The organism is Actinomyces johnsonii (assembly GCF_006546835.1).
Classification (GTDB): Bacteria; Actinomycetota; Actinomycetes; order Actinomycetales; family Actinomycetaceae; genus Actinomyces; species Actinomyces johnsonii.
In genome coordinates, this window is sequence record NZ_VICB01000037.1 from 1 (window position 1) to 608 (window position 608).

Sequence of the window (608 nt, forward strand, 5' to 3'; positions counted from 1 at the left end):
CTGGACACGGTCAGCCTCACCATCACCGAAGGGGAGTTCGTGGCCATCATGGGGCCTTCGGGCTCGGGTAAGTCCACGCTTCTGCACTGCATGGCCGGCCTGGACACCCCCGCCTCCGGGAGCGTCTTCATCGCCGGACAGGACCTGTCGGGCATGAAGGACAAGCAGCTCACCACCGTGCGCCGCGACCAGCTCGGCTTCATCTTCCAGTCCTTCAACCTGCTGCCCACCCTGACCGCCGAGGAGAACATCCTCCTGCCCCAGCGCCTGGCCCGCCGCAAGCCGGACCAGGACTGGTACGACGCCGTCATCTCGGTCCTGGGCCTGAGCGAGCGCCTCACCCACCGCCCCAACGAGCTCTCCGGGGGCCAGCAGCAGCGCGTGGCCGTGGCCCGCGCCCTCGTGGGACGCCCCAAGGTCATCTTCGCCGACGAGCCCACCGGTGCCCTGGACACCGCCTCAGCCGCCAACCTGCTTCAGACCCTCGCCCGCATGTGCGAAACCCTGGGCCAGACCGTCGTCATGGTCACCCACGACGAACAGGCCGCAGCCACCACCAACCGCATCATCCGCCTACGCGACGGACGCATCATCGGCGACGAGGCCGT

The 608-nt window shown here is 68.8% G+C and carries 1 protein-coding gene; it reads left to right on the forward strand.

Annotation, left to right across the window (positions count from 1 at the left end; translation table 11 throughout):
• On the forward strand, positions 1-608 hold a 608-nt coding region (locus tag FK256_RS14175; protein ID WP_141425201.1), incomplete at both ends, for an ABC transporter ATP-binding protein.